Annotated in this window: 25 protein-coding genes and 1 tRNA gene; 17 read left to right on the top strand and 9 right to left on the bottom strand. The window is 54.3% G+C overall.

The genetic code is table 11. The features are described from left to right. Nucleotides 1–14: 14 nt before the first annotated feature. Both CTZ24_RS00310 and CTZ24_RS00305 read left to right on the top strand, forming a co-directional pair. A tRNA-Sec gene (locus tag CTZ24_RS00310) sits at nt 15–109 on the top strand. A gap of 31 nt (nt 110–140) precedes the next feature. Further along, on the top strand, nt 141–989 hold the full coding sequence (locus tag CTZ24_RS00305; protein ID WP_208724489.1) for a helix-turn-helix domain-containing protein: 849 nt from the start codon (nt 141–143) through the stop codon (nt 987–989). On the opposite strand, the gene CTZ24_RS00300 is transcribed toward CTZ24_RS00305, so the two are convergent. Together CTZ24_RS00300 and CTZ24_RS00295 are read right to left on the bottom strand one after the other, a co-directional pair. Further along, nucleotides 946–1,344, bottom strand: a complete 399-nt coding sequence (locus tag CTZ24_RS00300; RefSeq protein WP_208725477.1) for a helix-turn-helix domain-containing protein — start codon at nt 1,342–1,344, stop codon at nt 946–948. The two genes, CTZ24_RS00305 and CTZ24_RS00300, sit on opposite strands and share 44 nt — an antisense overlap. A gap of 115 nt (nt 1,345–1,459) precedes the next feature. Beyond that, nucleotides 1,460–2,425: an alpha/beta hydrolase gene (locus CTZ24_RS00295; RefSeq protein ID WP_244634005.1), complete on the bottom strand. Its 966-nt coding sequence runs from the start codon at nt 2,423–2,425 to the stop codon at nt 1,460–1,462. Between the two features lie 223 nt (nt 2,426–2,648). Here CTZ24_RS00295 and CTZ24_RS00290 point away from each other — a divergent pair, with 223 nt between their 5' ends. Further along, a complete protein-coding gene (locus CTZ24_RS00290; protein ID WP_021183687.1) occupies nt 2,649–3,782 on the top strand; it encodes an EpsG family protein in 1,134 nt (377 codons plus the stop codon). Between the two features lie 238 nt (nt 3,783–4,020). Beyond that, complete coding sequence (locus CTZ24_RS00285; protein ID WP_208724488.1) at nt 4,021–5,055, top strand: acyltransferase family protein; 1,035 nt, start codon at nt 4,021–4,023, stop codon at nt 5,053–5,055. A gap of 67 nt (nt 5,056–5,122) precedes the next feature. Here the strand turns inward: CTZ24_RS00285 and CTZ24_RS00280 are convergent, their stop codons facing one another. Then, nucleotides 5,123–6,115 (bottom strand): LacI family DNA-binding transcriptional regulator, encoded by a 993-nt coding sequence (locus tag CTZ24_RS00280; RefSeq protein ID WP_013507234.1) that lies wholly within the window; start codon nt 6,113–6,115, stop codon nt 5,123–5,125. Nucleotides 6,116–6,508: 393 nt separating this feature from the next. Here CTZ24_RS00280 and CTZ24_RS00275 point away from each other — a divergent pair, with 393 nt between their 5' ends. Then, nucleotides 6,509–7,972: a sugar porter family MFS transporter gene (locus tag CTZ24_RS00275; protein ID WP_208724487.1), complete on the top strand. Its 1,464-nt coding sequence runs from the start codon at nt 6,509–6,511 to the stop codon at nt 7,970–7,972. Between the two features lie 50 nt (nt 7,973–8,022). Here the strand turns inward: CTZ24_RS00275 and CTZ24_RS00270 are convergent, their stop codons facing one another. The 5 genes from CTZ24_RS00270 to CTZ24_RS00250 form a co-directional block, all read right to left on the bottom strand. Continuing rightward, nucleotides 8,023–9,156: an ROK family protein gene (locus CTZ24_RS00270; protein WP_208724486.1), complete on the bottom strand. Its 1,134-nt coding sequence runs from the start codon at nt 9,154–9,156 to the stop codon at nt 8,023–8,025. 116 nt (nt 9,157–9,272) lie between these two features. Next, nucleotides 9,273–10,013, bottom strand: a complete 741-nt coding sequence (gene dnaC, locus CTZ24_RS00265) for a replicative helicase loader DnaC (protein ID WP_021183682.1) — start codon at nt 10,011–10,013, stop codon at nt 9,273–9,275. After that, nucleotides 10,013–10,549, bottom strand: coding sequence for a primosomal protein DnaT (dnaT, locus tag CTZ24_RS00260; protein ID WP_021183681.1), 537 nt, complete (start codon nt 10,547–10,549; stop codon nt 10,013–10,015). The genes dnaC and dnaT overlap by 1 nt, the downstream gene beginning before the upstream one ends. 103 nt (nt 10,550–10,652) lie before the next feature. Beyond that, nucleotides 10,653–11,321 (bottom strand): hypothetical protein, encoded by a 669-nt coding sequence (locus CTZ24_RS00255; protein WP_036625895.1) that lies wholly within the window; start codon nt 11,319–11,321, stop codon nt 10,653–10,655. A gap of 74 nt (nt 11,322–11,395) precedes the next feature. After that, the gene (locus CTZ24_RS00250) at nt 11,396–12,091 is read right to left on the bottom strand and encodes an autotransporter (protein ID WP_208724485.1); all 696 of its coding nucleotides are present in this window, start codon (nt 12,089–12,091) and stop codon (nt 11,396–11,398) included. Nucleotides 12,092–12,234: 143 nt separating this feature from the next. Between CTZ24_RS00250 and CTZ24_RS00245 the strand changes: the two genes are divergently transcribed. The 9 genes from CTZ24_RS00245 to CTZ24_RS00205 all read left to right on the top strand — a co-directional run bounded on the left by CTZ24_RS00245 (nt 12,235) and on the right by CTZ24_RS00205 (nt 21,488). Further along, nucleotides 12,235–12,795: a DNA-3-methyladenine glycosylase I gene (locus CTZ24_RS00245; protein WP_208724484.1), complete on the top strand. Its 561-nt coding sequence runs from the start codon at nt 12,235–12,237 to the stop codon at nt 12,793–12,795. A 110-nt stretch (nt 12,796–12,905) separates the two neighbouring features. Continuing rightward, nucleotides 12,906–13,568, top strand: coding sequence for an OmpA family lipoprotein (locus CTZ24_RS00240; RefSeq protein ID WP_208724483.1), 663 nt, complete (start codon nt 12,906–12,908; stop codon nt 13,566–13,568). A gap of 154 nt (nt 13,569–13,722) precedes the next feature. After that, nucleotides 13,723–14,715, top strand: a complete 993-nt coding sequence (locus CTZ24_RS00235) for a LacI family DNA-binding transcriptional regulator (protein ID WP_208724482.1) — start codon at nt 13,723–13,725, stop codon at nt 14,713–14,715. 66 nt (nt 14,716–14,781) lie between these two features. After that, nucleotides 14,782–15,807, top strand: a complete 1,026-nt coding sequence (locus tag CTZ24_RS00230) for a LacI family DNA-binding transcriptional regulator (RefSeq protein WP_208724481.1) — start codon at nt 14,782–14,784, stop codon at nt 15,805–15,807. Between the two features lie 209 nt (nt 15,808–16,016). Beyond that, nucleotides 16,017–16,763, top strand: a complete 747-nt coding sequence (locus CTZ24_RS00225; protein WP_208724480.1) for a sugar phosphate isomerase/epimerase family protein — start codon at nt 16,017–16,019, stop codon at nt 16,761–16,763. A 10-nt stretch (nt 16,764–16,773) separates the two neighbouring features. Continuing rightward, complete coding sequence (locus CTZ24_RS00220; protein ID WP_208724479.1) at nt 16,774–17,715, top strand: sugar kinase; 942 nt, start codon at nt 16,774–16,776, stop codon at nt 17,713–17,715. 108 nt (nt 17,716–17,823) lie between these two features. Beyond that, entirely contained in the window at nt 17,824–19,104 is a 1,281-nt protein-coding gene (locus CTZ24_RS00215) for an MFS transporter (protein WP_208724478.1), read from the top strand. A 68-nt stretch (nt 19,105–19,172) separates the two neighbouring features. Continuing rightward, the gene (gene ghrB / locus CTZ24_RS00210; RefSeq protein ID WP_021183671.1) at nt 19,173–20,147 is read left to right on the top strand and encodes a glyoxylate/hydroxypyruvate reductase GhrB; all 975 of its coding nucleotides are present in this window, start codon (nt 19,173–19,175) and stop codon (nt 20,145–20,147) included. 93 nt (nt 20,148–20,240) lie between these two features. Beyond that, complete coding sequence (locus CTZ24_RS00205; RefSeq protein ID WP_021183670.1) at nt 20,241–21,488, top strand: valine--pyruvate transaminase; 1,248 nt, start codon at nt 20,241–20,243, stop codon at nt 21,486–21,488. On the opposite strand, the gene CTZ24_RS00200 is transcribed toward CTZ24_RS00205, so the two are convergent. Further along, a complete protein-coding gene (locus CTZ24_RS00200; RefSeq protein ID WP_208725475.1) occupies nt 21,485–22,939 on the bottom strand; it encodes an aminotransferase-like domain-containing protein in 1,455 nt (484 codons plus the stop codon). The two genes, CTZ24_RS00205 and CTZ24_RS00200, sit on opposite strands and share 4 nt — an antisense overlap. Nucleotides 22,940–23,166: 227 nt before the next feature. Here CTZ24_RS00200 and CTZ24_RS00195 point away from each other — a divergent pair, with 227 nt between their 5' ends. The 3 genes from CTZ24_RS00195 to CTZ24_RS00185 are packed head-to-tail and all read left to right on the top strand — an operon-like array spanning nt 23,167 to nt 26,623. Then, on the top strand, nt 23,167–24,633 hold the full coding sequence (locus CTZ24_RS00195; protein WP_208724477.1) for a hypothetical protein: 1,467 nt from the start codon (nt 23,167–23,169) through the stop codon (nt 24,631–24,633). Between the two features lie 17 nt (nt 24,634–24,650). Next, nucleotides 24,651–25,928, top strand: a complete 1,278-nt coding sequence (locus CTZ24_RS00190) for an ATP-grasp domain-containing protein (protein ID WP_208724476.1) — start codon at nt 24,651–24,653, stop codon at nt 25,926–25,928. Continuing rightward, entirely contained in the window at nt 25,916–26,623 is a 708-nt protein-coding gene (locus CTZ24_RS00185) for a class II glutamine amidotransferase (RefSeq protein ID WP_208724475.1), read from the top strand. Before CTZ24_RS00190 ends, CTZ24_RS00185 begins: the two co-directional genes overlap by 13 nt. Nucleotide 26,624 lies beyond the last annotated feature (1 nt).

Genomic DNA, 26,624 nt, shown 5'->3' with positions numbered 1-26,624 from the left:
GCGGCTGCGGTAAAGGAAGATCGTCGTCTCCGGTGAGGCGGTCGGATTTCAAATCCGATTGGGGCCGCCAGCGGTCCCGGGCAGGTTCGACTCCTGTGATCTTCCGCCACCTTGTTCACGCCTGACCTTCAGGAAAACCCATGTTAATCCACCCATCCGATAACATCCCTTTTGCGGGTGACCCACGCAGAGACGAGTTGCGTCAACGGCTGCTGGAACCGAATGCGCCGAAGGTGATTGCCGTATCGTTGTCCAAAGAGTTGGATCGGGAGAGCCACACACATCGTCATGCTGCCGGACAACTTTATTGCCTGAAACAGGGGTTGATGACGGTTAACACGCCATCCGGTATCTTTGCCAATCCACCACGTTTAGTCGGTTGGATCCCACCGCACTTCGAACACGCGATCGTTGGACCCGGGCAGGTGTTGGGGTGGACCGTATTGATTGACGAAGATCTCGCCGCGCCATTGCCTGATCATCCGGTATTGTTATCCTGCCCGGCAGTGCTGGAACCTCTCGCCGAACGGCTGGCGACCTTAACGCCAGAATTTTGGGGCAGTGAACGCTACAACCGGTTGGGGGAAGTTTTCCTCGATGAACTCTATGAAGCCACCGTCCAGCCTCTCACTCTGCCTTTACCTGAAGATCCGCGTCTGCTCCAGATAGCGCGTTTGCTAATCGACAACCCATCTGACATGCGTACCGGACCCGAGTTGGCAGGCTGGGCAGGGCTTAGCCCCAGAAGTCTGAGCCGCCACTGGGCCAGTGCCACTGGCATGAGCCTGGCAAAATATCGCCAGACCTCACGCCTGTTGAAATCGCTGGAGGGACTCGCCGCGGGCAACAGCGTGCAGCAAGTTGCCTGGCAAGTTGGATTCGAGAATGTCAGCAGCTACATCAGTGCGTTTCGTCATGCCTTCGGCTCGACACCGGGAAAATATTTTACCGCACCGGATGACCATGCGAACGCAACATCAGCAGGCTAGCCGGACCATCAATATGCGGCAGGCTGTGCTGATATTTGCGACGAAATGCCCCTGGCGGTAGGTTGAACATGCGGCGAAAGGTGCGGCAGTAAGTCTGCTGTGAGTCAAAGCCAAACTGCAACGCAATATGCATCAGAGGGGTATTGTCGGTTAACAACGCAATCACCGACGCCGTGAGCTTCCTCTCGCGAATGTAGGTTCCCAGTGCGATACCGGTATAACTGCGGAACAAGCGTTGCAGATGCCACTGCGAATAACCCGCCCGTTGTGCAACGGTTTCCAGAATCAGTTTTTGTTCGATATTAGCCTCAATCCACAGCAGCAACTGATGTATGAAGGCCACGTTAATATCCATCATTCCTCCTGATGCGGTCAGTCAGGAGGATTATAAAAAGTCGGCAACTGGCTATGTTGATGCTTAAGGCCAATCAATATCGATAACTCGCCAAATTGTGCACACGAGTGCCAGGTCAGGGTTGCTTCACCAGACTTGCCTGCCAGTCACTAAACAGCGTCGGCCAGTTTTTTGCCGGGATATTCTGTTTTTTCACGATGCCGAAACCATGCCCGCCCTGCTGGAAAAGATGTAGTTCAACTGCCACCTTATTTTTACGCAACGCCTCAAACATACGCAGTGCGTTTTGCGGCGAGGCCGTGCCGTCATTCAGCGCCTGAACAAGAAAAGTGGGTGGCGTATGGGCAGTCACGCGGTCTTCCTGCGAGAAGTGCTGTTTGATGTCGTTGCTGATGTCTTTGCCAAACATCGCCGCACGCGTACCGTTATGAGTCACACCATCCTGTAGTGACAGCACCGGGTAGATCAACGCCGCAAAATCGGGGCGGGCGGAAACCTGATCGACATCATCCCGTGGTGGGTAATTGGTGGCATCAGGATCATTGCTGACGTTCGCCGCCAGGTATGCGCCAGCGGAAAAACCCATCACTCCTATTTGGTCTGGCGCAATACGATATTGAGCAGCACCGGCGCGAATCAGGCGCATAGCACGCTGAACATCAGCAAAAGCATTATTTCGATTAACGTCAGATCCGCCACGCGGCATACGGTAAAGCAGCACAAAAGAAGAATACCCTTTTTTACTCAGAACCTTCGCGACATCTAACCCTTCAAGATCTTGCATAATATACGAAAATCCCCCACCCGGAATGATTAGCACAGCCGAATGATTATTTTTACCGGCGGGAGGAACATAAATTATTTCTGGGGAATCGACTTTTGTGACAGCACGATTATTATCTGCCGGGTTTTTACTAAAATTAATAAATGTATTATTTCCTGACACTTCATTTGGCCAGATCGGAATTTCCTTATTGGCAAAGGCGCAGGGGAGATAAAACAGGAAAATCAATGCAGATAAAAAAGGTGACTTCATCTCTCTGGCTCCAAATCCTGAATAAAAACAATGATAAACATTCATTCTGAGTGCCATGACGACACAACATTCTGAATCAGAATCCTGTCCCAGAAGAAAAAACTAACATTATAATAAGTCCAATTGAATCTGTAGGGAAAGATAGCAAATAATGACCACCTTTTTCACTCAATATAATACCGGACCAGAAAAAATTAGACTTTTCTCATGTTTACGTTAACAACACCCTATGTTATAAGTAAATTTTAAACTATAAGAATCTGTGACCATGGGAATTTACTGGATCATAAGCCTGAGTTTGACTTTTATTGCAATCGTTGAAGTCATGCTGAGTAAAGATGAAAACACAGCGCGAATCCGATCATATATTTATTTTGTTGCCGTGGTCGTGCTTTTTACCTTTGGCGGGATTCGTGGTCTGGGCACGGGCCTGGATGATTTTCAGTATCGCCAGTTCTTTTCTCAATTCATCGATCAGATTATTATCGAAGGGTTCTGGAATGCCGTTGTCAATTTCCGCTATGAACCGGCTATTTATGCCATTGCAGGCTTCACCAGAATATTTACCGCTAACCCGGATATTTTTATCTATGTCTTTACCATGATAGCGGTCTGCGTCAACGCACATTATTTCCGTAAGCTGACACCATTACCGTTAGTTGCCCTGGCTGTTTATTCTGCGCACCTGTTTATCAATAAAGACATGAACCAGATCCGCTTTGGTTTGTGTTCCGCGTTTCTGATGGGCTTTGTCTATCATTTCGCGCGCAGAAGTAGACCAGGGATGATCACCACCTTCATTCTGTCGTTTATCAGCCATGCTACGGGTATTGTGGCACTGCTGATCCCAATGGCATTAATTGTCAGAAAAAACAAATACATTCCGATACTTATCGTCGTCGCCAGTCTACCCCTGGCCTTTATGGGAAGTTCGGCGTTAATTTCTCTTATTTCCAGCCATATCGGTTCTCTGGGCGACAGGGCAATGGGCTATGCCAACCAGGATTCCGCGCAGGAACAAGGCATCATTACGCTTTCCAACCTGAAAAATATTGGCTTCGTCTTCATTTTTAGCTTTCTGCTGCTAAGTGACAAAATAAAGAATTTCGACGAAGAAAAGTTTCGCCTCTACTACATTCTGGTCATTACGTTTGCCATTGGTAGTGGTTTAAGGATGGCATTGCAGGATTATGCCTCTGGTGGCCGCTTGGCAAACTATCTGTTGCAGGTTGAGCCGGTACTTATTTCTCTGTGTATCTGGGAAACCAGGAAAGCAATGAAGGTTCTGGCCGTGGGTATTACGGTACTCATGGTTCTTTACTATCTATATTACAATACCATTTCAAGTAAGCAGTCGATTACTGGCTACGAAGTTTCACGTACCTTCCAGTTATTCCGCTAATTTCTAATGCGCTGGCATCCAATGCCAGCGCACCTTCCTCTATTTAAGAATACCCCGATGGACACATAAGGAAAATCCGAATATCTTCCCTCATCAGGGCTTCACTTGATTTTTGAACCTTTTAAAACTCTAATAGTAGTACATCTGCGTCAGCAGTGATCGGAATATTCCTAACAACTCATGTAAAATCTAATAACGATTTTACTGGCGCAACGTCACTCAATGAAAGAATGCAGATATGAACGAAAAAAATAACTTCGACATCGTCCGACTATCGCTCGCCTTTATCGTGTTACTGGTGCATTCGGCAGAAGTGACGAGAAATGCTGACATTCGTTTCCTCTCGCACTTCCTGAATAGTGATTTTGCCGTAAGAGGATTTTTCGCAATAAGTGGTTTTCTTATTGCAAAAAGTTACTTGAGAAGTAAATCGCTGACCTCCTATTTTATTAAACGTGCACAACGCATTCTCCCCGCCTATATATTCGTGGTGATTATGTGTTTCGTGATTGGGATGTGCATCACCACGCTGCCTCTGGTCGATTTTCTGAAGAACAAAGAATCGATTAAGTATCTCATTGCGAACTTTTCGTTCCTCAACTTCATCCAGCCTTCGCTGCCCGGAGTGTTCACCAATAACCCCAACCAGCCGATGGATGGTTCGCTGTGGACGATTAAGGCCGAGCTGACGCTTTACGTACTGCTGCCCTTTGTGCTGCCGCTGATGAAGAAGAGCCCGTTGAAAGTCTGGACGGCGATTTTCATCATCTCCAGCCTGTGGTTCTTCTTTTTCTCGATGGTGTATACCGGCCCGAAAGCCGATACCCTGGCGAAACAGTTTATTTCGCTCGCCTCTTTCTTCTTCTTTGGCAGTCTGCTGGCAACGCATCAACCCACTTTTGACCGCCTGAAAGAGATCACCATTGTTTCGCTGGTGCTGTTTTTGTTGTTCAAAAACACCGACTACTCCTTCCTTATTGAACCCATCGCGTTCTCTTCCGTGGTGATTCTGTTCTGCACCAACCTGTGTAGCGAGATTAAAATCAGCCAGTATGGCGACCTGTCTTACGGCATGTACCTCTACCACTGGCCGATTATTCAGCTGCTGCAACACTTTGGGGTTTTCACCGCCAACGCTTACCTGGGCTTGCTGATGACGATTGTTATCACCCTGGCGCTGGCCTACACCTCATGGAATTTGCTGGAAAGCCGCTTCCTGAAACGCGCGCACCACACCCCACCCTCCATCGCCGGCAGCACCGCACGCGATTAAAGCGATTTATCGCGCAAATGAAAACAGCGCGATAAATCGCGCTGTTACGGGGTGTGGGTATTGTGATTCAGATGGTGGCACCCATCGATAAACGATAGTGCAGGTTGACCTGTTCGATGGTCGGCAGATGGTTAATCTTTTTGATGACAATCTCTGTCGCCACTTTACCCATTTCAAAACGTGGTGTGATGACACTCGCCAGGCGGGGCGTGGTGACCTGACCAATTTCCAGCCCGTGGAAACCGGCGATTGCCATCGATTGAGGCACCGCAATGCCAGCGGCATGGCACTCCTGCAACACCCCCACCGCCAGATCATCATTGGTACACAGAATCGCGTCCATATCCGGGTAGAGCTGGCGCGCCAGCGTCATCATGCCGGTACCAATCGACACTGAGGAGACTTTGTTCGGCACAATGCGCCCTTCCGGCAACCCCGCCGCTGACACCGCATCACAATAGCCGGCGTAGCGTTGTTCATCACGACGGTCCGACATGGAGCCAAAGTAGATTACGCGTTTTTTGCCGCTTGCCAGCAGCATTGCCGTCATGTCGTAACCGGCACGATAGTTGTCAAAACCCACATTGATACGATCGCGCGCCTCGGTCAGCCCCATCACCTCCGCCACCGGGATACTGGCCGCTTTGAGGTATTTTTCTGCGCGTACGGTGTGCACCGATTCTGTAAGGATCAGCCCTTTAATATTCAACGCCAGTACCGTGGCGATTTGTTCCTCTTCCCGTTGCGGGTTGTAGTCGTAATTGACCACCAACGTTTGATACCCCTGAGCGCTGGTCACCGATTCGATACCCGCCAGCAGGTCGGCAAAGATTTGATTATTAAAGGAAGGAATAAGCACACCAATGCGCGGTGGGCTGGAACTGGTCTGAGCAAGGTTGTCAGGATCGGGCGTATAACCGATCTCGGCAATCACGCTGGCAATTTTGTCGGCCGTTTCCGTTTTAACTTTTTCCGGCGTACGTAAATATCGGCTCACCGTCATCTTGGTGACCCCCGCCAGGGTGGCAATATCATCCAGAGTGATGCGCTGCGTTTTCATCGCGATATCCGCAAAGACGGCCTTTCAATCAACGTATTATGCCTGCTGCCCGGAAAAAAATGAAACCACGGAGTGCCGCTGCTACAGCCCCTTTTCAACGCGCCTTTTCAGAATGAAAATTCCAGTAAAAAGCAAGCCGTGCAACCTCCCCCTTCGGCAAAAATGACAAAAAAACCTATCATTTCATCTGGATAAACATTAGTCGATTTAACTCAAACCATAATTTTCGCAACACGCCTCACACATTTCGGAAAAAATGATCCAAAAATATCCATTTAGAAAATATATTTCAATATTGAGTACCCTGCGTGAAGAAACGGAACATCGACAACCTACAACATTCCTCTTTCTGGACAAGCAACGTTCAGGCCGTAGAGACAAGGGGCTATAACAATGAATACCAGGCAAAAACGCTACAACATGAAGTATGTCATCCTCTGCTGTACCGTCGCCGCATTTGGCGGACTGCTGATGGGGTATGACTCTTCCATCATCTCCGGTGCCATCGAACCATTAAGTGAATACTTCCAACTGACGCCAGCAGAAACCGGCTGGGCAGTGTCTAACATCCTGCTTGGCAGTCTGGTCGGCTGCTTTATCGCGCCACGTTTGAGCGATGTGCTGGGACGTAAAAAGTCTCTCGCCATCACCGCGTTACTGTTTACCGTTTCGGTCATTGGCACCGCCATTGCGCATAATTTTACGGTGTTCGTCATTTTCCGCATGATCGGTGGCCTGGCAATCGGCCTCGCTTCGGTGATCTCTCCCATTTATCTGGCCGAGCTGTCACCCTCCAAATTTCGTGGCCGCACCACGGCGCTTTATGCGGTGTGTTGTGTCGGTGGACAATCGGTGGTGCTGCTGACCAACTACTTCATCACCAAATCGATGCTGCCTGACGCGATGATCGCCCTGGGCTGGCGCTACATTCTGGCGACAGCGCTGGTGCCGTGTGCGCTGTTTATCTTCTTTATCGCCTTTATCCCGGAATCACCACGCTGGAACGTGCTGAAAGGCAAGTACGATGCCGCGCTGGATACGCTAACCAAAATCTCCAATCGCGAACATGCGGAGAGCGTCTTTAGCGAGATCAAACACTCGTTCTCCGCTGAGACGGCAAGCCAGCATAAAGCGCGCTTCCGTCTGGATAAAACCACCGTGCCTTTGCTGGTGATCGGCATCGGTCTGGCGGTAGGCAACCAAATCAGTGGCATTAACGTGATTCAGTATTTCGGTCCGACGCTGCTGAAGAACGTCTCGGGGAGTGTCGATTCGGCGTTGTTACAAACCTTCTGGCTGTCGGTCTGTCAGTTCATCGGCGTGCTGGCCGGGATGACGCTGATTGATAAAGTCGGACGTCGCAAGCTGCTGCTGCTTGGCGCAATCACCTCCTGCATCTTCCTCGCTTACTCGTTTATTGCCTTCTACTATCATCTGCCTGGCCTGCTGCCGGTGATCGGCCTGTTCGCGTATATGATTTTCTTCGGCATGACCTGGGGACAGATTGTCTGGACGGTGCTGGGTGAAATCTTCCCGACGGAAATTCGCTCCATCTGCGTCGGGATCTCGATTTGTGCGATGTCGATGGCAAACTTTGTCATCAGCACCACCTTCCCGATCATGAACAGCAATCCGCTGCTGATCGACATGTTCCACGGTGGTTTCCCGCTGCTGCTGTTCGCAATCTTCTCACTCGGTATGTACTTCTTCACTTTCCGTTATTTACCGGAAACCGCTGGGGTATCGCTGGAGAAAATTCACGGTCTGGTGCTGGAGAAGTTTAATGTTGAGGCCGAAGTGCCGGCCAGTAGCGGCAGCACGAAAACCAGTGAATCGCTGAATATTCCGCGTCATTAACACATATAGCGGCGCGCGATAAATCGCGCCGCTACGCATCGGAAGAGAGGTTAATCCATCCGCTGCTCATACTGTTCAATCACTGCCAGCGCCAAACCGTTGGCAGGATCAATACGCTGCGGCAGAAAATGCAGCGCGGTATGGGTGAAGGTAAACGCCAACGTACTCGCCTCCGCCGCCTGCTGTACGGCTCTGGTAAAGACCGGGCAGGCATTCCACGCGGCATCAATCATTATGCTGGCCGGATTAAGCAGTAGCATCACCTGACTCAACGCACTGCCGAGCTGCGCCCCTGCCTCACTCAATACCGCATCCACAATCGCCGGTTCACTGTCACGATTTTGCCAGCGCAAACCAGGCTTGCGGCGCAACAGTTGCTGTTGAATGGCTGGCTGACTGACCAGCGCTTCCAGGCAACCCAGCCGGCCACAGCTACAGCGTGGACCGTCAGGCTGTACGGTGAGATGCCCAACTTCACCCGCGGTCCAGCTGCTGCCGGTAAACACTTCACCGTGCTGAACCAACGCCCCGCCAATCCCTTCGGCAATACGGAGATAGAAATGGCTTTGGCTTTTGTCTAACGCTAGTTGCTGCACCGACAGCAAAGCCGCTGCCTTGACGTTATTCATGATGCGCAGTGGCAGGTCAATCCCGCGCCGTAGCGGCGTCAGCAGATCAACATCCTGCCAGCCAAGATGGGAAGAAAAATGCATCCAACCGCGTTGCGGATCGACGATGCCAGGAAAACCGATCGCGATGCCAATCAGTTCCGGGTGCGCTGCACGCAGGGCCTGGCAGCACTCCACCAGCTCCTGGAGCAGTAACGCCGGGTCGCTGGTTTCCGAACGCCAGGTTTGCTCGGCAATCACCTGCGAGAAATAGTCGCAAACTCGCCAGTGTATCGCCTGCCGTTCGACCATAATGCCCGCACTTTTGAGTTTCTCCGGGCGTAGCGATATCTCGATTTTCGGTCGCCCGGCAGCCGCGACACTCACCGGCCCCAGTTCGTTGATTAACCCCTGCGCCAGCAGATCATCCACAATCAGCGAAACGGTATTTTTGCTGAGGGTTAATGCCTGGGCTAAATCCTGGCGGGAGGTCACTCGGGTTTGCCGCAGCTGCGTCATCACCCGCTTCAGGTTATTCAGTCTTAGTAACGCTGGCCCTTTGCCCATCGTTTTCATGACAACCTCAACCGGCAGAATGGTAGAGGTTCAGTGTAGCAGTGTACGGGTGCGCTTTATCTCAGACTTTGTTGTCATTTTTGACGTAGCGCACCAGATAAAATGAGGTTGGATAATTAATACTCATCGCCGCGCACGCGGCTGCGGTAACTTTCCCAATCGAAGCGTACCCACAAGCTGTTGCCCAGGCGCATACGGTCCATTACGCGCTCGCCCAATAGCGCGTTCATACCGGCAGGGTCGAGGTTTGACAACATGCCCGTCGGGCGTTTCGACGAGGAGCGGCGATCAACAATCTGGTTGATGATCACTTTTTCATAGCGTGATTCGCTCTGCATACCGATCTCATCGATCACCAGCAGATCGACGGTGCTGAGATCCTGCAACAGGCGTTCCTCGGTGATATCGCTGCCACCGCTGAAGGTGCCTTTCATGCTCGACATCAAATCTGCCACGGTGACAATCAGCACGCTTTTACCGCGAATAATCAGATCATTGCCGATAGCCGCCGCCAGATGGTTTTTACCGGTGCCAGGGCGGCCGGAAAACACAAAGCTGGAGATACTGTTATCAAAACCCGCAGCGTATTCCCTCGCCAGACTCAACGCTTTGCGCTGCCCTTCGTTTTCCACCCGATAGTTGTCGAACGAGCAATTCATATGCAACTCACGGATACCGGAACGGCCCATGATGCGCTGCATTTTCATTGCGCGGTTTTCACGCACAATCGCCTCAGAACGCAGACGACCCTGCTCCTGATTCCAGGCCAGCAGCTCCTCGCCACTGGTGAATTTTGGCTTTACCTCTGTCGGCATCAGTTTTTTCAGGCGGTTGAATAGATCGTTCGGCGTTTTCATCATTCACCTCGAAAACCATCGGGAATATCATAATCAGTATTGCTGATCTGCGTGATATCGCGCTTCGGCTGACCGCCATTGGCGGCCCGGTTCATCTGCACGCTGCGCGCCAGTTTCTGTTGCCACTGCACATGATGAAACAGACGACCTTCAGCCTGCCAGTAAGCAACAAAGGTCGCCAGCTCAGCCGCCGTCACCGGTTCACTCAGCGCCACACCCCAGATTGCCGCCTGACGTTGAAAATCGGCATCGGGCTGCCAGCCCGCATACATGGCAAATTTACCGACCGGCGTCGCTATCGGGGCAAGCGGAGTGTCAAACAAACTGTCATCCAGGGTGACATCGTTGGGTTGCTGCGCGGCTGCTTCCAGCGCCAGCAATTGCGCCAGCCGTTGTGGCGTCAGCGCATAAAACGCCGGCGCGTTATGCTGCAACACCGCCAGCGTGCCGTTTTCTGCCTGTTGCAGCACCGCGATCGGGTCATGGCAAAAGCCATCTAACCCGACCAACGTAGAAGTTAAGATTTTGACTGACATGAAGAAACCTGACGTTGACAAACCCAGTGCGTCGAACGAATTTCCTCGTCCGACGCTATGGTTGCAGTGTACCTGTTTTAGCGCGCAGGATCGCCAAAAAAGGTTAGCGGGTAGCGATCTGAGGCTGGGCGTGATTCATATTGGAACTCGCTTTGGCAGCAGCCGGGGCGTTAGCGAGCTGTGGACGGGTTTGCCACAAATAACGCACCGAGGCGATGAGGCAAAGACTGTAACCCAGCAGCTCACTGCCTTCCTCAGCCATATTTTTCACCACGCGGTTGTAGCCATCCAGCATCAGATGCTCCCATAGCTGGTGCATACCAAACAGGCGAGAGAACACCAGCACAGCCAGCAAGCCACTCGCCATCATTTGCCAACTCCGGTGCTGAACCAGTTCGACCAGGCCCGGTAAAATCTGTTTAGGCTGACGCAAGGCCATTGCCAGTGAGGCTGCGGTGACTGCCAGAGCAAACCATACCCAGCAGCCATGCTTGATGATGTCGAACAGAAAATCCAGCTCGCGGATCAGCATGCAGGTAAAGAATCCACCCACCAGAATCAAAGCGGGTCGCTGGCGTGAGGCGATAAAAAACAGTCCGGCGTTAATTGCCAGCATGATTTCTTGCGTCACTTCGGTGAATGAAGTCTCCTTCATCGCATCGTTCATCCAGTTGACGTCGATGTAGACCATCGCCATCGCAAAAACTAAAACCAGCCCACTGATGAAAAAAGCCGATAATTCACGGCCAAGTATAAATAAATTGTCGCGCATGTTGTTACCAATGATAATGATTAGCATCCTTATTATATTTTTATCATCCTTATTTACTTCTCATTTTATGCCGATTAAAAACTGGCGCTGACGCCGAGGCTATAAATGAACTGCTCACCGCTGCTCATGGCACCGTTTTGCGAGAATGAGGCAAAAGCCGACAGATGTTGCCCCAGCGGCATATTGGCGCCGACGCTGACATCCATCCAGTTGTTCTCCCGTGCGATCCCCCCATCACTGCGCGGGGTGAAATTCATCTCCCCCAATTGGTGGCTGTAGCTAATCTGTGCGTAAGGGGCTATCCAGCCAAGGCTGGAATCAACGCGCCACCCCAATGATGCAATGTGATCATCTTTATCAGGTTCAACGAATTCGCACTGCGGGCAGCTCAGCGGTGACGAGTCGACAGCGTATTGCGCCACCGGCCCGGTCGTGAGCGTCTCATTGACAGGTAACTGCCAGCCTGCCGACATGCGATGAGTAAAAGGGTTAGCACCGACGCTGGCCGCTTCGGTATGGACGCTGACCACGGCCTCACCCGGTGCATTCAGCGCGGCATCCATCAGATTATTAGTGCTATTTTCTGTCAACATCAGGTGATTTTGGGAAATTTTTTCGGCAAGTATGGCGTTGTAATCCGGTGAAGCTACCGACTGACCCTGGCTGTTCTCATCCCAGGCCAATACCGGGCAGGACACGGCAAATAGCCATGCACACCCCATCACCAGCGCAAGATTGTGCTGGCCTGACCGCTGACTTTTCTGCAACATGAAAGACTCCTGACGAGCCAGATAGGAACCGGGCGTTTAGGTATTGGATATAACAGTTATCGGCGCCCTTTGATTAACTATTAACCGATTATTGAATACGTCAAGGGAAACGAAGTATTTTCCTCTGCTTAAGGAGTGATGCAATGCAACGATGTGGCTGGGTAACACAGGATCCGCTCTATCTGACGTACCACGATACTGAGTGGGGTGTTCCGCAAACCGATAAGCGCGCCTTATTTGAAATGTTATGTCTTGAAGGGCAGCAGGCGGGGTTGTCATGGATTACCGTGTTAAAAAAACGCGCCAACTATCAGCGAGCATTTCATCAGTTTGATCCGCAGGCCATCGCGTCAATGGATGAACAAGATCTCGATCGCCTGATGCAGGACAGCGGGTTAATTCGTCAACGCGCCAAGCTGGCGGCGATCATTACCAATGCCCGCGCTTATCTGGCGATGGAAGCCAACGGAGAGGACTTTTCCCGCTTTATCTGGGAATTTGTCAATAACACGCCAATTTTACACAATTATGCCGACTACAAACTGGCCCCCACCACCTCCGATCCTGCTATAGCACTGTCAAAAGCGCTGAAGAAGCGTGGTTTCAAATTCATCGGCCCCACGATTTGTCACTCGTATATGCAGGCTTGTGGCTTGATTAACGATCATCAAACCGATTGTTTTTGCCATCCCGCTAACCGTTAAGGCATTTCTTTACAATTTAAGACTTATTCTCACGTTTTTTCCCATGATTTGACGGCATAATCAGCACCGTTTTGGGGTTTTTTCCCCCACTTAAATCTAAGGGACTTTTAATGAATAAGCACATTGTTGCACTTGCCTTGTTACTGAGTGGCAGCCTGGCCCTGTCCGGCTGTACGACTAACCCCTATACCGGCGAATCGCAGGCGGGTAAATCCGGTATTGGCGCTGGTCTTGGCGCAGTGCTGGGCGCGGGTGTTGGCATGATGTCGTCATCGAAAAAAGATCGCGGTAAAGGCGCACTGATCGGCGCGGCGTCTGGCGCAGCATTAGGCGGCGGTATCGGTTATTACATGGATGTGCAGGAAGCGAAACTGCGCGACAAAATGCGTGGTACCGGCGTCAGCGTGACGCGTCAGGGCGATAACATCGTGCTAAATATGCCGAATAACGTCACCTTTGATTCCAGCAGCAGCAACCTGAAACCGGCGGGTGCCAACACCCTGACCGGCGTGGCGATGGTGCTTAAAGAGTATCCAAAAACGGCGGTCAACGTGACCGGATATACCGACAGCACCGGCACGCGCGCACTGAATATGCGTCTGTCGCAACAACGTGCTGAAAGCGTGGCCAGCGCGCTGATTGTGCAGGGTGTCGAAGCCAGTCGTCTGCGCACCCAGGGCCTGGGGCCGGATAACCCGGTTGCCAGCAACAGCACCGAGGCAGGTAAAGCACAAAACCGTCGCGTTGAAATCACCCTCACCCCACTGGGGTAATAATAAATGGGCCTGCATTGACAGGCCCATTTTGTCTTTTTTTACGCCACTTTTGGCACTTGCTGCTACCCATTACTGTCAAATATTATCAACCGATAGAGCCGCCGATTTCTTTATGTTAGCTTGATCAAAAATTGATCAATGGAAGCCCATCATGTCGCTGAAAGCCATCGCCTCCGTTCTCGGACTTTCCGTTACCACCGTGAGTCGTGCACTGAATGGCTATGATGATGTGGCAGAAGTCACCCGCAAACGTATCGAAGAAGAAGCCAGCCGCCGCGGCTATCTCCCCAACGCCGCAGCCCGCCGTCTGAAGACCGGCCGCGCCAACACCGTCGGACTGGTGTTTCCCGACAGCTCCCTGCCCCTGAGCGACAGCCATTTTATTGAATTGCTGCAAACACTCGACCAACGCCTTGCCCGCGATGAAATCGACCTGCTAATGCTGGCCGATAAACCGCAGGACCAGCAACGCACCTTGCGTATGCTGCGCAGTGGTGCCATTGATGCGTTGATCGTCACCCATGCCATGCCGCAGGACATTCGCCTGCAACGGCTTCAACAAAAGGGGTTTCGCTTTCTGTCACTCGGTCGCAGCCAACTGGCGCAACCTTATGCCTGGTTTGATTACGATAATTACGCCGGGGTAAAGCTGGCGACCGATCACTGCCTGGCCGCGGGATTAACCCGCCTGGCGTGGCTGGGGGGTAATGAACCCAGCAGCTTTGTGCGCGATCGCCGCCGGGGTTTCCTTGATACCGTTACTCAACATCAACCGTTGCCTGTTCCGTTGATGGCTACCGTACCGCCTTCACGCCGCGCCGGATATCAGCAAACCGCGACCTGGCTGGCTGAGGGACAGCAGCCACAGGCGATCATCACCGATTGCAGCCCGCTGGGAGAAGGGGCCGCGATTGCGCTGCAACAGGCCGGACGGCTCAGCGGCCCACAGGCGATCCGATTGTTTGTCTACGACGGGCTGCCGCATGATTCCATCATCGACCACCCGGTCAACGCCATCCTGCAATGCTCACAACAGCATGTGGGTGAAAAACTGGCGGAGATGGTGCTGCAACTGCTGGAGGGGACACCGGTCAATCAGCTACAAACCTTGTGGCAACCGCGTCTGCACCTCACTTCTGACTAGCCGATTCTTGCAGAGCGGCGTTCCTGTGGTAGTCTTCGCCTGTTTCTTTTGAACCAGGTGTATGCAATGAAGACCAGGCCGCCCCGCGCGACTATCAGCGATGTTGCCCGCACGGCAAAAACCGGTAAAACCAGCATTTCACGCTACCTCAATGGCGAACAAAATCTGCTGTCGCCCGATCTCAAAGCGCGTATCGAACGCGCCATCGCCGAACTCGACTATCGCCCAAGCCAGATGGCACGCGGGCTGAAGCGGGGCCGTACCCGCCTGATTGGCCTGATCATTGCCGACATCACCAATCCCTATTCTGTTGATGTGCTGAGCGGCATCGAAGCCGCCTGCCGCGCCCACGGTTTTACCTTGCTGATGTGCAACACCAACAATGAAGTGGATCTTGAGCAGCATTATCTGCAACTGCTCAGCAGCTACCAGGTGGAAGGCATTGTGGTAAACGCCGTCGGTATGCACGAAGACATCCTCAAACGCCTGCAACAGTCGATGCTGCCGATGGTGCTGATTGACCGTAAAATCCCTGATTTCGCCTGTGATGTGGTGGGCCTGAATAACCCGGAAGCGGCACAACTGGCGACAAAACATCTGCTGGCTAATGGCTACGAAGCGCTGTTGTTCCTCAGCGAACCGCTTGGCAGCGTCAATACCCGCCGTGAGCGTCTGGCGTCGTTCTTCAGCACCGTGGCAACCCAACCTGCGGTACAGGCGGAAAACGCCGAAGTTGCGCTGCACCAACCTGAGCAGATGGATGCCACCCTGCGCGATTTCCACCAGCGCCATGCTGGAAAACGCTGTGCGGTGATGGCGGCTAACGGCGCACTAACGCTGCAAGTAGCGCGCGCGTTGCAACGGCTGAACCTGAGCTGGGGCGAGTCCATCGGTCTGCTCGGTTTCGATGAACTGGAGTGGGCCGCGCTGGCAGGCGTCGGCATCACCACCCTCAAACAACCCACCTGGCAAATCGGTTATGCTGCGCTGGAAAAAGTCATTGCGCGTATTGAAGGCGATGCCCATCCCGTCACAGAACAAGTGTTTTCCGGCGAGCTGATCGTGCGTGGCTCCAGCCAGCGGCTGGGTTGATCGAAGCGGCGCGATTTATCGCGCAATTTTGAGCCATCCCGGGTAAACCCCGCGCGATAAATCGCGCCGCTACGAATCTTGCCTCCCCCAACTCATGGCTCACTTCGTGAGCAGGATCATACTTCCAACGTCTGCATCTTCCCTTTGGAACCGGTTCCATCTAACGTTTTTATAACGTTTGGGAGGCCGTGGGTGCCCGGAGAGATGAGATGAAACCAGAAATCATTGTTGTGACCGCTGCTTACGGCAGCAGCAAAGTGGCAGAACTTGGTGGTCAGTCGGCCCTGCTGCCGTTGATTAAACAAGCGGGAGCGGATGGCGTGGAGATTCGCCGCGAGCTGTTCAGCGCGGAGGATTTATCGCAGCTTCCCGCTCTGGGTCAAGCCATTACCCGCCAGGGATTAAGCGCCTGTTATTCAGTGCCGGAAACGCTGTATCTGGCCGATGGCGCACTGAACCCGCATCTGGCGCAGTTCCTGTCCGAAGCACAACAGATTGGCGCGCAGCAGCTGAAACTGTCGCTCGGTCACTTTATCGATCTCCATACCACCGCCTTAGCCGCCGTGCTGGCCGCTTCTCCCGTCGAACTGGTGGTGGAGAACGACCAAACGACCGACTGCAAACTGGCTCCGATGCAGCGCTTTTTCCATCAGGCGCGCGATGCGGCGCTGCCGCTGGAGATGACGTTTGATATGGCGAACTGGCGCTGGACCGGCGAAGACGCACGTCTGGCCGCGCAGCAATTGAGCCATTACGTTGGCTACGTGCATGTCAAAACAGCGGTACCGCATCGCGACAGCTTCCGTGCTATCGCGCTGGATGACAGCCCTGAAGACTGGCGCGCCCTGCTGCACGCTCTGCCTGCGGATGCGCCACGCGGCATTGAATTCCCGCTGGAAGGCGACGATCTGCTGGCGGTAACCCGCCATTACGTTGACCTGCTGCGCGCCCGTTAAGGAGTTGCTGATGACCACCCAACTTGATGTCGTGACCATTGGCGAGGCGATGGCGATGTTTATCGCGCAGCAGACCGGCGATCTGGCCGCTGCTGACCACTTTATCAAACGGATCGCCGGTGCCGAGCTGAACGTGGCGATTGGTCTGGCGCGCCTCGGCTTACAGGTCGGCTGGGTCAGCCGCGTCGGTGATGACAGCTTTGGCCGTTTTACCCGGCAACAGCTGGAAAAAGAGGGCGTGGATCACCGCTGCGTCACCACGGATGCCCGCTACCGCACCGGTTTCCAGCTTAAATCGCGCGTCGAAGATGGCTCCGATCCCGAAGTGGAGTATTTCCGCAGCGGTTCCGCAGCCAGCCATCTGTCACCGGATGATTTCAACGCCGATTACTTCGGCAACGCACGCCACCTGCATCTGAGTGGCGTTGCGGCCGCGATTTCCGACAGTTCGCTGGCGCTCTGCAAACATGCCGCCAAAGAGATGCGCGCGCGCGGCAAAACCATCTCGTTCGATCCAAACCTGCGTCCGGTGCTGTGGCGCAGCGAAGAGGAGATGCGCAAGCAGCTGAACCTGTTGGCGGAATATGCCGACTGGGTGCTACCGGGCGAGAAAGAGGGGCGGATTTTGACCGGCTACCGTCAACCGGAAGCCATCGCTGATTTCTACCTCGATAAGGGGGTGAGAGCGGTGGTGATCAAAACCGGCAGCGATGGTGCCTGGTTCAAAACCGCCGCAGGCGACAAAGGTCTGGTGGCGCCGATTCGCGTCGACAAGGTGGTCGATACCGTGGGTGCCGGTGACGGTTTTGCCGTCGGTCTGATCAGCGCCCTGCTGGAAGGAAAAACGCTGCCGCAGGCAATGCTGCGCGGCAACAAAATTGGTTCGCTGGCCATTCAGGTGGCGGGCGACAGCGAAGGACTGCCAACACGCGCCACGCTGGGCGATTACTAATTCCGTCGCGGTAACCCCCCTCTCCCTTATGGGAGAGGGTCGGGGTGAAGGTCATCAACCGCAGAGGACCACGCGATACATCGCGCCGCTACACTTGAGGATAATCCTATGAAAACGCAGACAATCGCACCAAAACGCTGGTGGTTTATCATGCCCATCGTGTTTATCACCTACAGTCTGGCGTATCTGGACCGGGCGAACTTTAGCTTCGCCTCCGCCGCTGGGATTAACGACGATCTGGGTATCACCAAGGGCATGTCATCGCTGCTCGGTGCGCTGTTCTTCCTCGGCTACTTCTTCTTTCAGATCCCCGGCGCGGTGTATGCCGAGCGCCGCAGCGTGAAGAAGCTGATTTTTTGCTGCCTGGTGCTGTGGGGGCTGTGTGCTTCGCTGACCGGGGTGGTCAGCAACATCCCGATGCTGGCCGCCATCCGTTTTGTGCTCGGCGTAGTGGAAGCGGCAGTGATGCCCGCGATGCTGATCTACATCAGCAACTGGTTCACCAAATCCGAACGCTCACGCGCCAACACCTTTCTGATCCTCGGTAATCCGGTGACGGTGCTGTGGATGTCAGTGGTATCCGGCTATCTGATCGATTCCTTTGGCTGGCGTGAAATGTTTATCTTTGAGGGGATTCCGGCGGTGATTTGGGCCGTTGCCTGGTGGTTTTTGGTGCAGGACAAACCGTCGCAGGCGAAATGGATGAGCGAGGCGGAGAAAGCGGCGTTGCAGGCGCAATTGCAGAAAGAGCAGCAAGGGATCAAAGCGGTACGTAACTACGGGGAAGCCTTCCGTAACCGCAACGTTGTTCTGCTGTGCCTGCAATATTTTGCCTGGAGCATCGGCGTGTATGGTTTCGTGCTGTGGCTGCCTTCGATCCTGCGTAACGGCACGCAGATGGGAATGGTGGAAGCGGGCTGGCTGTCAGCGGTGCCCTATCTGGTCGCCACCATTGCGATGATCGTCGTCTCCTGGGCATCGGATAAGATGCAGAATCGCAAACTGTTTGTCTGGCCGCTGCTGCTGATTGGTGCGCTGGCGTTCCTCGGTTCTTACCTGGTCGGTTCCAGCAATTTCTGGCTGTCCTATGCGCTGCTGGTGATTGCCGGTGGTGCGATGTATGCCCCATACGGCCCGTTCTTCGCCATCATCCCGGAAATGCTGCCGCGTAATGTGGCCGGTGGCGCGATGGCGCTGATTAATAGCATGGGCGCACTCGGATCCTTCGTCGGATCATGGATAGTAGGCTATCTTAATGGCGCAACCGGCAGCCCGTCGGCTTCTTACATTTTTATGGGCGCAGCGTTGCTGGCATCGGTGTGGCTGACGTTGATAGTCAAACCCGCCGAAAACAAAGCGCCGCCGCTGCACGGGGCAAAACACGCCTGAAAGCGTAAGCGAAAATGACTTTTCCGGGCGACGTTGTCGCCCGTCACTCGTTCTACAGGGAGCAAAAGATGAAACCTGCTGTGATTCTTTACAAGAGCCTGCCGGATGACCTGCGTGCCAAACTGGATGCGCATTTCACCGTGACCGAAGTCAGCGATATTTCGCCAGAAAGCGTCAAACAGCACGCGGCGCAGTTTCAACAGGCGCAGGGCCTGCTGGGTTCCGGCGGTAAAGTGAATGGCGATTTGCTGGCACAGATGCCGGCGCTGCGTGCCTGCTCTACCGTCTCGGTTGGTTATGATAATTTCGATGTCGCGGCACTCAGCCAGCGCGGTGTGGTGCTGATGCATACACCAACGGTGCTGACTGAAACTGTAGCCGATACTCTGATGGCGCTGGTGCTGAGCAGCGCGCGCCGCGTCACCGAGCTGGATGCCTGGGTGAAGGCCGGACAGTGGCAGGCCAGCATCGGCCCGCAACATTACGGCGTGGATGTCCATCATAAAACCCTCGGTATTCTGGGTATGGGGCGTATCGGCATGGCTGCGGCGCAACGCGCGCATTTCGGCTTTGGCATGAACATCCTCTATAACGCCCGCCGCCAGCATAGCGAAGCCGAAACGCGTTTCGGCGCACGCGCCTGTGATTTAGAGACTTTGCTGAAAGAGAGTGATTTTGTCTGCGTTATCCTGCCGATGACCGAACAGACGCACCATATGATCGGCGCGGCACAGTTAAAACTGATGAAGCCGAGCGCCATTTTGATCAACGTTGGCCGTGGCCCGGTGGTGGACGAGCAGGCGTTGATTAGCGCGTTGCAAGACGGCACCATCCACGCCGCCGGTCTGGATGTGTTTGAGCAGGAGCCGGTGCCTGCCGATTCCGCGCTGCTGAAGCTGCCCAATGTGGTGACATTACCCCATATCGGTTCCGCCACTCATGAAACCCGCTACGGCATGATGAGCGATGCTGTCGATAACCTGATCGCGGCATTAACCGGCAAAATCGAGAAGAATTGTGTCAATCCAGAGGTTGTGAAATAAGGCTTTGCACCTTTTCCCCGCCTGACCATTGCGCCCGCCTGTTACGGGCGCTATGGTTGTCCCCAATCAGTCATCACAATGTTTTAACCTGCTATGTCTTTTTCTCAGTTCGGCGACAAATTTACGCAACATTCCGGCATCTCACGTCTGATGGAAGATATGGGGGAAGGATTGCGTACCCCCGGCACCATCATGCTCGGCGGCGGTAATCCGGCACAAATCCCGGAAATGAATGACTATTTCCACCAGCTTTTGCAGCAGATGCATCAGGAAGGCAAACTGAGCGAAGCGCTGTGCAACTACGACGGCCCACGCGGCAAAGCGTTGCTGCTTGATGCGCTGGCGAAGATGTTACGCGACGAATTTGGCTGGCCGCTGACGGCGCAAAATATCGCCCTGACCAACGGCAGCCAGAGCGCATTTTTCTATCTGTTTAATCTGTTCGCCGGACACCGCGCCGACGGCAGCAAAAAACGCGTACTGTTCCCGCTGGCACCGGAGTATCTCGGTTACGCCGACGCCGGGCTGGAGGAAGGGCTGTTTGTTTCTGCCAAGCCGAACATTGAATTGCTGCCGGAAGGCCAGTTCAAGTATCACGTTGATTTTGACCACCTGCCGCTGAATGATGATATCGGTCTGATTTGCGTTTCGCGTCCGACCAACCCCACCGGCAATGTCATCACCGATGACGAGCTGTTACAACTGGATGCGCTGGCGCAGCAACATGAAGTTCCGCTGTTGATCGATAACGCCTACGGCGTGCCCTTCCCCGGCATTATCTTCAGCGAAGCGCGCCCACTGTGGAATCCCAACATTATTCTGTGCATGAGCCTGTCGAAACTCGGCCTGCCGGGGGCGCGTTGCGGCATTATCGTTGCCGATGAAAACACCATCAGCGCGATCGGCAATATGAACGGCATCATCAGCCTGGCACCGGGGAGCATCGGCCCGGCGATGGCGAACGAAATGATTGCGCGCGGCGATTTATTGCGCCTGTCAGAACAGGTGATCAAGCCGTTTTATCAGCATAAGGTTAGCGAGACGATCGCCATCCTGCGCCGCTATTTGCCGGAAGATCGCTGCCTGATCCACAAACCAGAAGGGGCGATTTTCCTCTGGCTGTGGTTCCGTGACCTGCCGATCAGCACCGAAGCGTTATATCAACGGCTGAAGGCGCGCGGCGTACTGATGGTACCGGGGCATTTCTTCTTCCCGGGCCTGGAACAGGAGTGGCCGCATACCCATCAATGTATGCGCATGAATTATGTGCCAGACGCAGCCAGCATTGAACACGCGGTGCAGATTCTGGCGCAAGAGATCGAAGACGCCTGGCGCGCCTAATCCTGCTTCGCTTCCAGCAATGACAGCTGGCACCACTGTGCCAGTTGTCGAATTGCCTGCTCCACTTCCTCATTCCAGCCAAATCCGGCGTTCAGTCGGAAGCAGTGATCATAGCGGTGGTCGGTGGCAAAAATATGCCCCGGCGCAATGCCAATCCCGGCATTGCGTGCTTTGAGAAACAGCGCACGCACGTTTAACGCCTGCATCGGCATCTCCACCCACAGTACGTAGCCGCCTTCGGGATCAGACACGCGCGTTCCTGCCGGGAAATAACGCAGCACCGCCTGGCGCATATGGTGAATCTGATTCGCCAGTTCACGCCGCAGCTTACGCAGATGGGCATCGTAGCCGCCATTACGCAGCAGCTCAGCAATCGCCGCCTGCGACAGCACCGAAGTCCCCATCGTCGAGGTGTATTTCAGCGAGGCGATTTTACGCATGTAATTGACGCTGTGCACCCAGCCAATACGGATACCTGGCGCCACGGTTTTCGAGAAGCCGCTGCACAGAATGACGTTCGGGCTGAAGGCGCGCATCGGGAACGGACGGCGTTCACCAAAGGCGGTATCACCGAAGATATCATCCTCAATGATCACCACATCGTTTTCGTCGGCCTGGCGTGCAATGTAGGCCTTTTGTTCGTTGGGGATGCTTTTGCCAAGCGGGTTATTGATGTTGTTGAGGCTGAGATACGCCTGCACCGCTTTGCGCTGGAACAACGTCGTCAGTTTCTCAACGTTGACGTAGCCTTCCGCGCCCGCCTCCACTTCAATCACCCGTAGATTGAGGTTGTGCAGCATCTGCAACAACACAAAATAACAGGGTGATTCCACCGCCACGATATCACCGGGACGAGTGGTGGCGCGCAGCGACAGCGAGATCGCCTCAATACAACCGTTGGTGATCAGGATGTCATCAGCGTTGATGTTGCAGCCATAATCCACCGCACGGCGGGCAATTTCCGCCTTCAATGGTGCATAGCCAGTACCCTTAACGGTATTCCCGAGCAGCGCCGGTTTGCTGTACCCCATCTGACGCATCAGCAGACCAATTTTCTTTACCGGATACAGCGAGATATCGCCGTTTGCCAGATCCAGCCTTACGCGACAATCCGAACCCACCATCGCCAGATGCAGTTCGGTCTGCTCATCCAGTGGTGCGATTTCACGCGGTTGTTCATGGCTGACCAACGGCAACTTTTTGTCGGCCTTACGTGGTGCCACAAAAAAGCCGGACTTGGGACGTGCCACCGCATAGTGTTCATCCTCAAGTGTGCGTAATGTTTTGAGCGCGGTGGTCATACTGACTCGGTACTGCGTAGCCAGCGTGCGCACCGAGGGTAAGCGACTGTCTGGCGGCAGCGATCCGCTGTGAATCGCCTGTTTGATCTGTTCTGCTATCTGACGGTAACGACTGCTCTGACTCTCCTGTTCTTCCGTCTCACCCGCCATCTGTTCCACCCCATATCGTGCTGATCTGTGCGTATCCATCAGATTACATTCAAAGTAGTTTAGGCTGCATCTGTTAAATCAATCACCTTGCGTATCGGTGGCTGGCACCCAGCCGCGCAGCATGAAGACTGAGACATTCATTCCCAAGCACCTTCGTGGCCCTTTACCCGCAATGTTGCCGTGTTCAAGGCAATAGCGATTTTATTAGCCAAAGGAAAAAGTGAAAAATGAATAATCTGTCCACCATGATGAGAGAAATTGAAGGATATCTATCCCCCGCCATTCTCGCATCTGCTCAGGCTTGTTCCCGCCGTTTGCTCGCCGCGCTACCCGATACGCACCACCCCGAAAACAACCGCGTGCTGCTCGCCTATGGCGGCGGCAAAGACAGCAGCTATATGGTGGCGTATGTCCGCTACATCCAGGGGTTGATCTGGCAACAGCGGGGGAGCACCTTTCAGCTCCGCATCAGCACCAACCGCCACGCGGCAATGAACGACAGCGTGATGGAGAATATCGATCGCGTTTATCGCGCGCTGCATATCCACCATGACGACTTTACCGAATGTCTGGTGACCGACGGATTACAGATTCGCCCTTTTTCCCGTTATTTGCCGATGCCGGAAGCGGTACGCCAGCAGAATCGCAGCGATGTGCTGATGAACGGCCACCGCTTCCGCGCCGATGCACGCTCCACCTTTTGCAACGCCTGCAACCTCAGCATGGTGAACTCCTTTGGCCTCGCGGCGCACTACGATGGCGGGGTGGATATGATCATCACCGGCGATTCGCCACAGGAACAAACCGCTTACCTCGCCTGGGCGCGCCACCTCTCCCGGCTGTTTAACGCACCGGTGGCGGATAAATCACGCGGCTTTAGCGGCTTTCTGCAAACCCTGGATGGCGTGGCGCAACGCTACTTTAGCGATGTCTACGGTGTCGATCAGGTTACCCCCGCGCACCGCATCACCTGGCAGCTTGAGCGCGATCCACTGTTCTTCAATATCTATCAGGACACCGCGTATGAAGCGGGGGCGCACTGGACGCTGCTCACTGAGTTTATGCAGTTCCGCTTCGATGAACTGATGTTCAGCTTCTCGGAATCTGACTGCGGCAACCCGACATTAATGGCCCATATTCGCGGCCTGCGCGCAGAAACCCTGTTGCAGCGTAGCTACGCCGAAGGCGTGCGCGAATATGCACGCTTTGCGCTGGGGTTGATGCAGCAAAAAGATTTTCCACCACAGCTGATCAGCGAAATGGCGGCACGTTATCAGGACGATGCCGCGATTGCGATTGCGCGGCAGCGGGCAACGCAGTTTGCCGAACAGGCATTTGGTCTCGATGAAACCCAGCTGGTGTGCATGATTTATTCGCCGTTTATCGCCGGTGGCCGCCAACTGAAAGCCTGGCTGCAACAGTTGCCGGACGCGCCGGAAGAAGCGGCGGTACGAGCCTTGCTGGAAGGCAACAGCAACCATCTGCTGTTGGCACAACAACTGGAGCAACTTTCCGGCCTGACCATCGCGCAGATGCGTCACTGCTGGCAAAGCGCGCAGGTGAGTTCATTGCTGGATAACCAGCAGCAGGATGCTCTGTCGCGCGTGCTGCGCTTCGACCCGCACAAAGCGGTGATCCAGGTTAACAATGGTGTCCTGCAGGACATCGTCACAGAAGTGATTTCCGGGCGTTAACCCGGTAAGGCCAACCGATGAGAAAGATTTTCCTGCAGATTGGTGCCACCCGCGACGGGCAAAATCCGTACTGCGCGGTGGCAAAGCGCGAAGGTTATTTCACTGTTCTGGCGGAGATGGGGGATTTTGTCGATTACCAGTCCCTCAGCCAGACCTTGCCGTTCGATCTGATCGTGCGGCTGGATCGACCGGAAAACCCCTGGGATGTGTTACAGGCGTGTCTGCATGCCGGGCTGCTGGAGCATCCACAGGTGGTGCTGGCGGGCTTTGAAGCCTATAACGCCAGCGCCGGTCGGGTGCGTGAGATACTGGCTGGCCCGGATGCCGGCCCCTGCTTTATCCCGCCGGACAAATACGCGCAACGCATGGCGCTGCGTAAGGCCTGGCCGCGTTTCCCCCAACCAGAGTTTCGCTTTTTTGCCTCGCCGCTCAGTATCCGCGACGCGCGGGAAGCGCTGCTCTACCCCTGCGTGATCAAGCCGGTCGATGGCGGCGGCGGCCTCGGTGTCTGGATGGTCGAGGAAGCCAGCCAACTGGATACCGTGATTAACAAACTGGTCGATACCATGAATTACGGTGGACGTGGGTTCTCGGGCTATATCGTCGAGAGCTGGCTGTGCGGCGACGAATATTCATTACAGGGCGTGGTGGATAACGGCCACGCGGTAGCCCTGACCTGTTGCCAGAAGGTGATTGAGCATCACAGCGACGCCGATGGCAGCATCAGCTTTTACGAATCCGGCCATGTGGCGATGGCCGCACAGCAACTGCCTGCGGCCTTTGCCAGCCTGATGAGTTTCTGTTGTGAAACTTTTGGCTACCGTCAGGGCGCTTTCCATATCGATTTCATCGTGGTCAATGGCGAACCGCATTTTCTCGAAATGGGTTTCCGCCTGTCGGGCATGGGTGTGGTGAACCTGGTTGAGGAAGTGACCGGCATCAACTGGGCCGACGTGGCATTTCAGATCGAAGCAGGACACGGTATGCCTGAGCTGCATTTCAATCAACAGGCGTCGGCGGTAGGTCGTCTGCGTTTGCGCCAGCCGCTGCAATATCACCAGGCAGAAAGCTGGATCGCGCAACAGCAGCGCGGCCAGCTACTGCCACCGCTCAATCTGCCCGCGCTGGAGGTATCACCGCGATCCTCATTGTATGCCGATTTGACCCGCCATGCGGGCATCCTCGCCACCTTCCGTCTGCCGGGTAACAGCCGCGACGACATTCTGGCGACCTTCCATCAGATTCTTGCGGTTCCGTCTTTTACCACGCGGGGGGATTTGCTATGTGCAGAATGATTCTGGCGCACGGTCAGTTTGATGCCGCTGCGGTACTGGAGGCGGCACGCGCCATGAGTTGTGGTGAAACCGCGACCCATGATGGCCCAATCAAGCAGCACCCAAACGGCTGGGGAATGCTGTGGATCGAGCAGGGAAAAATTCGCACGCTACACGGCACCGGCATGTTTGCCGATGCGCTACCGGGTATTGATGTCGATCGCCTGCGAGGCCGTTTTCTGGCGGTGCATGTGCGCCATGCCACCTTGAGCAAAAACCACGGTATCGAATTTTCGCATCCGCTGTGGCGCACCAGTGGCCAGACGCAGTGGTACATGATGCACAACGGCTTTTTACCAACGGTTTACCAGCAGCTTGGCATGGCGGAGTCACGCTTCGATTCGGCGGAATACCTTGAATACATCGTTGACCGCGCGACCCCGGCTGATTTCACCCGCGATTATCTGCGCGACAAAATGGCACAGGTAGCACCTGGCGGCAGTGCGGCCAACGCGATTTTTGTCACCCGCGAGAAAGCCTGGGCATGGCAATGGCATCCCACAGATACCCCTTATCCCGATTATTTCACCCTGCATCACTACAAACAGCACGACCGCACCTTTATCTCTTCTGAACCCATTGCAGCACTGGGCACGGCGTCGGAATGGCGTCGTATGAGCAACCATGAACTTCATGAAATTCCTTTGTCGGAGTGAA

Origin of the sequence: Pantoea phytobeneficialis, from assembly GCF_009728735.1 — a bacterium.
GTDB classification, from domain to species: domain Bacteria; phylum Pseudomonadota; class Gammaproteobacteria; order Enterobacterales; family Enterobacteriaceae; genus Pantoea; species Pantoea phytobeneficialis.
This window is presented reverse-complemented; position numbering and strand designations above follow the sequence as displayed.